This is a genomic window from Xanthomarina sp., from assembly GCF_035306605.1.
Taxonomy (GTDB): domain Bacteria; phylum Bacteroidota; class Bacteroidia; order Flavobacteriales; family Flavobacteriaceae; genus Xanthomarina.
Window position 1 is genome coordinate 1 of sequence record NZ_DATGNR010000060.1, and the last position, 7850, is coordinate 7850.

8 protein-coding genes are annotated in these 7850 nt (G+C 35.0%); 6 read left to right on the forward strand and 2 right to left on the reverse strand.

Annotated features, from left to right (window positions below; all coding sequences use genetic code 11):
• The first annotated feature begins 245 nt into the window (after nucleotides 1-245).
• Nucleotides 246-386, forward strand: coding sequence for a transposase (locus VKY41_RS09070; protein ID WP_500814136.1), 141 nt, complete (start codon nucleotides 246-248; stop codon nucleotides 384-386).
• A 53-nt stretch (nucleotides 387-439) separates the two neighbouring features.
• On the opposite strand, the gene VKY41_RS09075 is transcribed toward VKY41_RS09070, so the two are convergent.
• Complete coding sequence (locus VKY41_RS09075; protein WP_500814129.1) at nucleotides 440-1573, reverse strand: leucine-rich repeat domain-containing protein; 1134 nt, start codon at nucleotides 1571-1573, stop codon at nucleotides 440-442.
• 298 nt (nucleotides 1574-1871) lie between these two features.
• Between VKY41_RS09075 and VKY41_RS09080 the strand changes: the two genes are divergently transcribed.
• On the forward strand, nucleotides 1872-3989 hold the full coding sequence (locus tag VKY41_RS09080) for a Tex family protein (RefSeq protein ID WP_500814130.1): 2118 nt from the start codon (nucleotides 1872-1874) through the stop codon (nucleotides 3987-3989).
• 104 nt (nucleotides 3990-4093) lie between these two features.
• Entirely contained in the window at nucleotides 4094-5005 is a 912-nt protein-coding gene (locus VKY41_RS09085; protein ID WP_500814131.1) for a DMT family transporter, read from the forward strand.
• A gap of 119 nt (nucleotides 5006-5124) precedes the next feature.
• Here VKY41_RS09085 and VKY41_RS09090 read toward each other — a convergent pair whose 3' ends face one another.
• Nucleotides 5125-5457, reverse strand: a complete 333-nt coding sequence (locus VKY41_RS09090; RefSeq protein ID WP_500814132.1) for a single-stranded DNA-binding protein — start codon at nucleotides 5455-5457, stop codon at nucleotides 5125-5127.
• A gap of 183 nt (nucleotides 5458-5640) precedes the next feature.
• Between VKY41_RS09090 and VKY41_RS09095 the strand changes: the two genes are divergently transcribed.
• From VKY41_RS09095 to VKY41_RS09105, 3 genes are all read left to right on the forward strand, one after another.
• A complete protein-coding gene (locus VKY41_RS09095) occupies nucleotides 5641-6285 on the forward strand; it encodes a spermidine synthase (RefSeq protein ID WP_500814133.1) in 645 nt (214 codons plus the stop codon).
• A 663-nt stretch (nucleotides 6286-6948) separates the two neighbouring features.
• Nucleotides 6949-7296, forward strand: coding sequence for a hypothetical protein (locus VKY41_RS09100; protein WP_500814134.1), 348 nt, complete (start codon nucleotides 6949-6951; stop codon nucleotides 7294-7296).
• A 195-nt stretch (nucleotides 7297-7491) separates the two neighbouring features.
• A partial coding sequence (locus tag VKY41_RS09105) for a (deoxy)nucleoside triphosphate pyrophosphohydrolase (RefSeq protein WP_500814135.1) occupies nucleotides 7492-7850 on the forward strand: 359 nt, incomplete at its 3' end.

The window sequence follows — 7850 nt, forward strand, 5'->3', positions numbered from 1 at the left end:
CTTTATTTCCCAGATGAAAATCACTGGATTCTTCAGCCGCAAAACGCCATTGTTTGGCAAACAGAATTCTTTAAATGGTTGAAAGAAACCTTATAAATTACCGAGAGGCTGTCTAAAAAGGCAGCCTCTTTTTGTTTTTAAATTTCACTAAAAGCTATGATTTTTATATCATAAAGCTATGAAAAGCCATGTCGTTTGGAAGACCAATACTCAGACACAATTGAGTCTTCATTCACCCAGTTATGATGAATTTAACAAAGAATTATATTGAAGCTGTTTTTGGTAACATAAAACGCAATATAAATTTTAAAAGATTTATGTCAAGAGGTCTTGTCCAAGTAGAAACAGAAATGGGTCTCAATGCAATGTCTTATAACCTTATATAAAGTAAGTTTAGCAGTCTTAATTCCTTTCTCAAACAATAACAATTCCTATTACATTAATTAACTATAAATTTCTTGACACTTTTTCCTTTAGAGGTTTCTATTTGAGCATAATACATGCCTTTTGCGTAATTAGAAACATTAATTTGCGTGGTGTTTTCTTCTGAAATTATTTGTCCTAAATGATTGTAAATTACTACAGTTTTAAGTTCTGAAGCATTATTTAATTCAATTTTAAAAACTTCGGATACTGGATTTGGATATATTTTTATAGTTTCAGATAATTGGAAATCTGTGAGGCTTAGTTCCATAAACGATCCAAAATCTTGCCAAACAACTGCTGCTTGATAACCTGGAATGGTTCCTGAAGGTACTGTTAATGGAATAGTGTTTATTGGAACATTATCAAAAATATTAGGATCCACTGATAGTGGTGTGTTCCAGTTTACGGTAACATTTGTTAAACTTGTACAATTTTGGAAGGCATTATTTTCAATACTAGTTACACTCTCTGGAATGTTAATGTTGGTTAAATTATTGCAATTAGCAAATGCAGAACCACCTATACTCGTAATATTTTCTGGTAAATCTATGTTAGTTAAGCCGTTACAACTATAGAAACATATATAACCAATAGACGTAAGGCTATCTGGAAGTTGTATACTCGTTAAACTATCACAGCCATAGAACACCCCTTGCGAAAGAGTTGTTAATCCTTCTGGTAGGTGAATATTTATTAAATTTTCACAATCGCGAAAAGCATCCATATTAATAATGGTAATACTATCAGGTATGATAATATCTGTTAAACTAGTACAATCACGGAAAGCCTCTCGTCCTAAATAGGATAAACCATTAGGTAAGGTTATATCCACTAAACTACTACAGCCCATAAATCCTCCTCGACCAATTCCTGTTAAACTACTAGGCAATGAAACACTAGTTATATTAGTACAATTCTCAAAACCAAAATTTCCGATTTCTGTTACTGTATAACTTATACTATTATCTGTTATAGTTTCAGGAATAACTAAATTACCTGTAGGACAAATATTATCATATGTTTTTACTGATACATAATTGTTTGCAGCATCGGTTACGGTATATTCTAAAACTCCGTCGTTAAAGGTTTGGCTTTGGCTTAAGGTAAAGCTAAATAAGCATAAAAAGGTAAATAGTAATTTTTTCATAATAATAGATTAATTATAAATTAGGTAACATCGTGAGATAACTTTAAGCCTTTAATGATTAAAGTTATATTACAATCTACTTATCTTTATGTATCAAGTTCACTAAAGGTTAACATTAAATTTCAATAAATACTTTTTATATTAAATGTTTAAAAAGAAACCTTATAAAATATCAAACCCCTTTTTAGTTAAAAAAGGGGTTTCTTTTTTTACGCAATTCACTTGATAAATCCCATTTCCTAGCTCGATTATCTTTCTATATTTGTAGCTCAACTTTTAGAACCTATTAATCATGTCGATGATTTCCTATATCCTTTCTCAAACCCAACTTCCAGAAGTTTCCGTAAAAAATACTGTTGAATTATTAAACGAGGCTTGTACCGTTCCTTTTATTTCACGTTACCGAAAAGAGCGTACAGGAAACCTAGACGAGGTTCAAATTGGAGAAATTGTTAAGTACAAAGACCAATTTGAAGCTTTAGAAAAACGCAAGATCAGCATTCTTAAAGCTTTAGAAGAACAGGAAGTTTTAACTGATGAATTGAAGAAGAAAATTGAAGCTACGCAAGACTTAACCAGCCTTGAGGATTTGTATTTACCCTTCAAAAAAAGCAGAAAAACCAAAGTAGAAACGGCTAGAAAAAACGGTTTAGAACCTTTGGCCAAAATCATTATGAGCCAAAATGCTTCAGATGTAGAATCTATAGCCTATAAGTACGTAAAAGGAGCTGTTACTTCCGTGGAAGATGCTTTAGAGGGTGCTAGACATATCATTTCTGAATGGGTTAACGAACGCACCGATGTTAGAAACAATATTCGACACCAGTTAGAACGTTTTGCTATGATTTCCACGAAAGTGGTAAAGTCTAAAAAGGACAGCGAAGAAGCGCAAAAATTTAGAGACTATTTTGAATGGGAAGAATCTCTTGGACGGATCCCTTCCCATAGATTATTAGCCATTTTAAGAGCTGAAAAAGAAGGTTTTATTAGGTCGAAAATTTCTATTGACGATGAAAAGGCTTTGGCTAAAATTGAAGATCGCATCCTTCGTTCTAACAATGCTTGTAGCGAAGAAATAAAACTAGCCATTCAAGATGCGTACAAGCGATTGCTACTACCCTCATTATCAAATGAAGCGCTACAAAATGCGAAGGAAAAAGCCGATGCAGCTGCTATTAATGTTTTTGCGAAAAATTTAAAACAATTGTTATTAGGATCGCCTTTAGGTGAAAAGCGTGTGTTGGCCATCGACCCTGGATTTAGAACCGGTTGTAAAGTGGTTTGTTTAGATGCCCAAGGGAATTTAAAACACAACGAAACCATCTATCCGCACCCACCAAAAAACGATGCTATTGGTGCGATGAAGAAAATAAGTTCGCTTTCTGAAGCGTATCAAATTGAAGCCATTGCCATTGGAAATGGAACCGCTTCTAAAGAAACCGAAGCCCTTATTAGAAAAATTCGTTTTAAAAACGACATCCAAGTGTTTGTAGTTAGTGAAGCCGGAGCCAGTATTTATTCGGCATCTAAAATTGCTAGAGAGGAGTTTCCAAATTATGATGTTACTGTACGTGGTTCGGTTTCCATTGGAAGACGATTGCAAGATCCTTTAGCTGAATTGGTAAAGATTGACGCCAAGTCTATTGGTGTGGGACAATACCAACACGATGTGGATCAAAGTAAACTTAAAAACGAATTAGATACGGTGGTGGAAAGCTGTGTCAATGCCGTTGGTGTAAACATCAACACAGCCAGTGTTCCCTTATTGAGTTATGTGTCTGGAATTGGTCCGAAATTAGCTGAAAATATTTTCAACTATAGAACGGAACACGGTGTTTTTACATCTAGGAATGCCATAAAGAAAGTCCCACGTTTAGGAGACAAGGCCTTTGAACAAGGAGCCGCTTTTTTAAGGATTAAGGATGCTAAAAACCCCTTAGATGATTCGGCTGTACATCCAGAAAGTTATGCCATTGTAGAAAAAATGGCTAAGGATTTAGGGAAACCTATTACAGAGTTGATTGGTAATTCGGCCTTACTTCAGAAAATAGATTTAAAACAATATTGCACAGATTCTGTAGGTTTACCAACCCTTCAAGATATTATTAAAGAGTTAGAAAAACCTGGTTTAGATATTAGAGAGCAGGCCAAGGTTTTTACTTTTAATCAGAATATAAAAACTATAAACGATTTACAAGAAGGGCAACTATTACCTGGAATTGTAAACAATATTACCAATTTTGGAGCCTTTGTTGATGTAGGAATTAAAGAAAGTGGTTTGATTCATGTTTCTAATCTTTCCGATAGTTTTGTGAGCGATGTCAACGAACATGTTCATCTGCACCAGCAAGTCATAGTAAAAGTATTAGAAGTAGATGTAGCACGAAAACGCATTCAATTGAAGCTTCATAAATAAAAATTGGATAATATTTAACTATAAAAGGCGAATTTAGTCTCATTTTATTCCGCTAATACTACGTATTTTTGCAGCTTCAAATTAAGAAGCTAAATAGTTTTCAGATGAAAAAGGCAAGAATCGCTTTAGTTATTGGAATATTCTGTATATCTATATTCCCTATTTTGGTTAAATTAAACCTGACACCAGGAGTTATTTCTGCATTTTACCGAATGCTATTTTCCTTTTTGTTGTTACTACCTTATGTTTTAATTAGCAGGCAGTTTAAACTTCCAAATTTAAAAACTGGAGTTTTAGCCGTACTTTGCGGGGTTATTTTTGGTAGCGATGTTGCTGTTTGGAATATAGCCATCCAGCAGTCTACAGCTACTCAAGCTTCGTTGTTAACCAACCTATCCCCTGTTTGGGTAGGTGTTTTAGCTTTATTCTTTTTAAAGGACAAGCCAAAAACCAATTTCTGGATTGGAACCCTGATTGCTGTTTTTGGTATGATGATGTTGGTTGGTTTTACCGTATTTCAAACCCTTGATTTTGATTTAGCTTTTAGCTTTGGAATTCTTTCAGGTGTGTTATACGCCATATATATGCTTATCAGCAAGGAAGTATTAAAAACTATGAATGTTATTTCATTTATGGTTATTAGTTTAGGATCCTCGTCCCTTTATTTGGGAGGTATCAGCTATGCCTTAAACGAACCTTTTTCAGGTTTTTCAAACACAGGTTGGATGGTGTTGGTTGTTCAAGCTGTAGTTTGTCAACTTGCCGCTTGGTTATTAATTAGTTATGCGACACAAAATATGCGTGCCACACGAGTTTCGGTTAGTTTATTAGGACAAGGTATTTTAGCTTCCCTACTAGCTTGGTTATTAATAGATGAGGCACTGACACTACAAATGGTTTTAGGTGGCTTAGTTTTACTTTTTGGAATACGCGTGACTTTTTACGAAAAGCAGATATTATCGGTTTTCCACTTTAAAAAAAACAACAATAAAAAGCGTGCCTTAAAAGGCCTCTAAAATTAGATGGCTCTTTAAGCTAGATAAGCTTCATTTATCCCCTTGCTTATATATAGCAGCAGGCAAGAAATACAAAAAAAGCGACCTAAGTCGCTTTTTTTTGTTTAAATCCCTAAATTCTATTTACTTAACATGAGTAACTCATTGCATAAAACTTCGGTTATGTAACGTTTGTTTCCTTCTTTGTCTTCCCAGGCACGGTTTACTAATTTGCCTTCCACTGCAATTTCCTTTCCTTTGGTAATATACTCTTCTACGACTTTAACCAGCCCTCCTTTTACTACCACATTGTGCCAGTAAGCGCGTTCAACCTTTTGACCGTTTTTGTCTTTATAGCTATCGTCTGTAGCCATAGAGAATTTAGCCATTTTGCTACCATCTTCAAAATTGATGATTTCAGGATCCTGTCCTAATCTTCCAATCAACTGTACTTTGTTTCTAAGCGTGTTCATAATTTTAAAATTTAATTGTTAAACAGTTCATACTATTGAATCTCATTCGTTCAATTCAACGGTACAAATATGCAACAGCTTCGAAATGTTAGTCGGTTATTAACTAATTAAATTCGTTTGTAATTGATTGTAACCGTTTGTAAACGGATAATCTATTGATTTAATTCCCTATCTTTATCAGCCATGACAAGACTTTTAAGCTATTTATATCCTATTACAAAAACAGTTGAATCGGATATTAACGGAACTCTAGAAATTACCTGGTACAACGGTAAAAAGCATTTAAACACCAAAAATGCAAACTATTCCTATGGTTCCTTACAACGAATTTTAAAGTATGGATTGGAGAAAGTAGAGCTCACCAAAGTACATTCCGTGCTTTTATTAGGACTTGGCGGAGGCAGTGTGATACAAACCCTTCGGGAAGACTTTAAGTTTCAAGAACACATTACAGCCATAGAGATTGATCCTGTAATCATTCGTATTGCTAAGGATGAGTTCAAGCTTCAGAATACCGATAATTTAGAGATTGTTTGCGCGGATGCCCTTCATTATATAGAAAAAACGCAGGCCAGCTTCGATTTGATTATTATTGATTTGTTTATAGACACCCAGGTTCCGGAGGAATTCTTAAAACTTCCGTTTTGGGAAACTATTTTAAAACGGAGTTCCACACAGGGGGTTATTTTATTTAATGCATCTTTAGAAAATTCCATAAACAGCCAGCTACAAAACATTATTGATTACTTAAAATCGCATGTTTACAAAGTGGCTGTATATGAAAAGGTGAACCACACTAACACACTGGTAGTTAGTAGGAGGTGGTAGTTGTTAGTTGTTAGGTGTTAGTTGGGAGGTGGTAGTTGTTAGTTGGGAGGTTGTAGTTGTTAGGTGGGAGGTGGTAGTTGTTAGGTGGTAGTTGTTAGTTGTTAGTTGGGAGGTGTTAGGTGTTAGTTGTTAGGTGGGAGTTGGAATGTATGGTTTTATTGCTTTCAGACGACTGGTTTGTGTCTTGTTTTTTCCTTCACTAAAATAGTGTGGGGAATGGCTTCTTTTTGTGAAGGTTTCATTGAAAAATAAGGCTTGATTTTGGTTGGATTTTTTAATTTGTTTCATACGGGGTCACTACGGGGTCACTACGGAGTCACTACGGAGTCGCTATTAGGTCGTTTTGAAGTTAAATTAAGTGAAATATTACTCTCCCATTATGTTAGAATTTAGCTACTAAGTTGGGTGCTTTTTGAGGGTATTTGTCCGTAAAATAATCGTTGGGTTTGCATGGACTATCCATGGACTATCTATGGAGTATCCATGGAGTATCTATGGACTATCTATGGGGAGGGGAAAAGACCCTATCCATCCTTGAGCTAACCTGGAACTTTTTAAGAATCGGGAGCTTAAAGGGCACTCCCTTTTTGAAAAATATTCAGTATATTTAATTCAGAACAACTAAGTTGTTGCTAATAATTAACTTATTTAAGAAGCTAAGTCATGAAAGCCTGTCCTGAATGCGGTGATAAGATAGTTGGTAGAATTGACAAGAAATTCTGCAGTGATGCTTGTAGGAACTCCTACAACAATCGGGTGAATAAAGATTCTAAGAACCTGATTAGAAACACCAACAACCGATTACGAAAAAACTACCGAATTTTGGAGGCCCTTAATCCGGAGCAAAAAACCAAATGTTCTAGAGCTAAACTGATCGATAAAGGCTTCGACTTCAATTATTTTACAAGTATTTACACCACCAAAGCGGGTACGGTATACTATTTTGTTTACGATCAGGGCTACCTTCCATTGGAGGGAGATTATTATGCTTTAGTAAAGCGTGAGAGTTAAGCACCTAGTTTTTGTTTTTCGTTTTATGAATTCCCTATTCACTTCCACAATCCCATTTAACTACTAGGTTTGTTTTCATCTGCAATTCCGGGGTGAATTGAAATTTATTACTATTTTGTACCTTAAATTCATTCACTCTGAATTCGGGGTGCCATTGAAGCTTTCACTAGGAGTTAGAATAGAAAAATTATGAGTATGGAAAGTAAGTTAGTTGGTGACAACTCGAGAATAAAAGTTGTTTGTGCCCTCATTCATTTTGGCGATAAAATTTTGGCTGTTCAACGAAGTGAACACATGAAGCTTCCATTGAAATGGGAGTTTGCAGGTGGTAAAATTGAACCGGGTGAATCTGAAATTGAATGTATACAACGAGAAGTTAAAGAGGAATTGGATATCCATATTGAAGTGATACGAAGGTTAACTCCCTCCATTTATGATTACCCAAGCTTTTCCATTGAACTCATTCCTTTTACGGCCAACTATGTTTCAGGAGACTTGAAACTTAGAGAACATGCTGACTTTGTGTTAGCCGATAAGGAAGAATTGCTTGGATT

Bases quoted from the DNA above. Each gene is read 5' to 3' on its own strand.
- VKY41_RS09070 (WP_500814136.1), top strand. From the start codon at position 246: ATGAATTTAACAAAGAATTATATTGAAGCTGTTTTTGGTAACATAAAA.
- VKY41_RS09075 (WP_500814129.1), bottom strand. From the start codon at position 1,573: ATGAAAAAATTACTATTTACCTTTTTATGCTTATTTAGCTTTACCTTA.
- VKY41_RS09080 (WP_500814130.1), top strand. From the start codon at position 1,872: ATGATTTCCTATATCCTTTCTCAAACCCAACTTCCAGAAGTTTCCGTA.
- VKY41_RS09085 (WP_500814131.1), top strand. From the start codon at position 4,094: ATGAAAAAGGCAAGAATCGCTTTAGTTATTGGAATATTCTGTATATCT.
- VKY41_RS09090 (WP_500814132.1), bottom strand. From the start codon at position 5,457: ATGAACACGCTTAGAAACAAAGTACAGTTGATTGGAAGATTAGGACAG.
- VKY41_RS09095 (WP_500814133.1), top strand. From the start codon at position 5,641: ATGACAAGACTTTTAAGCTATTTATATCCTATTACAAAAACAGTTGAA.
- VKY41_RS09100 (WP_500814134.1), top strand. From the start codon at position 6,949: ATGAAAGCCTGTCCTGAATGCGGTGATAAGATAGTTGGTAGAATTGAC.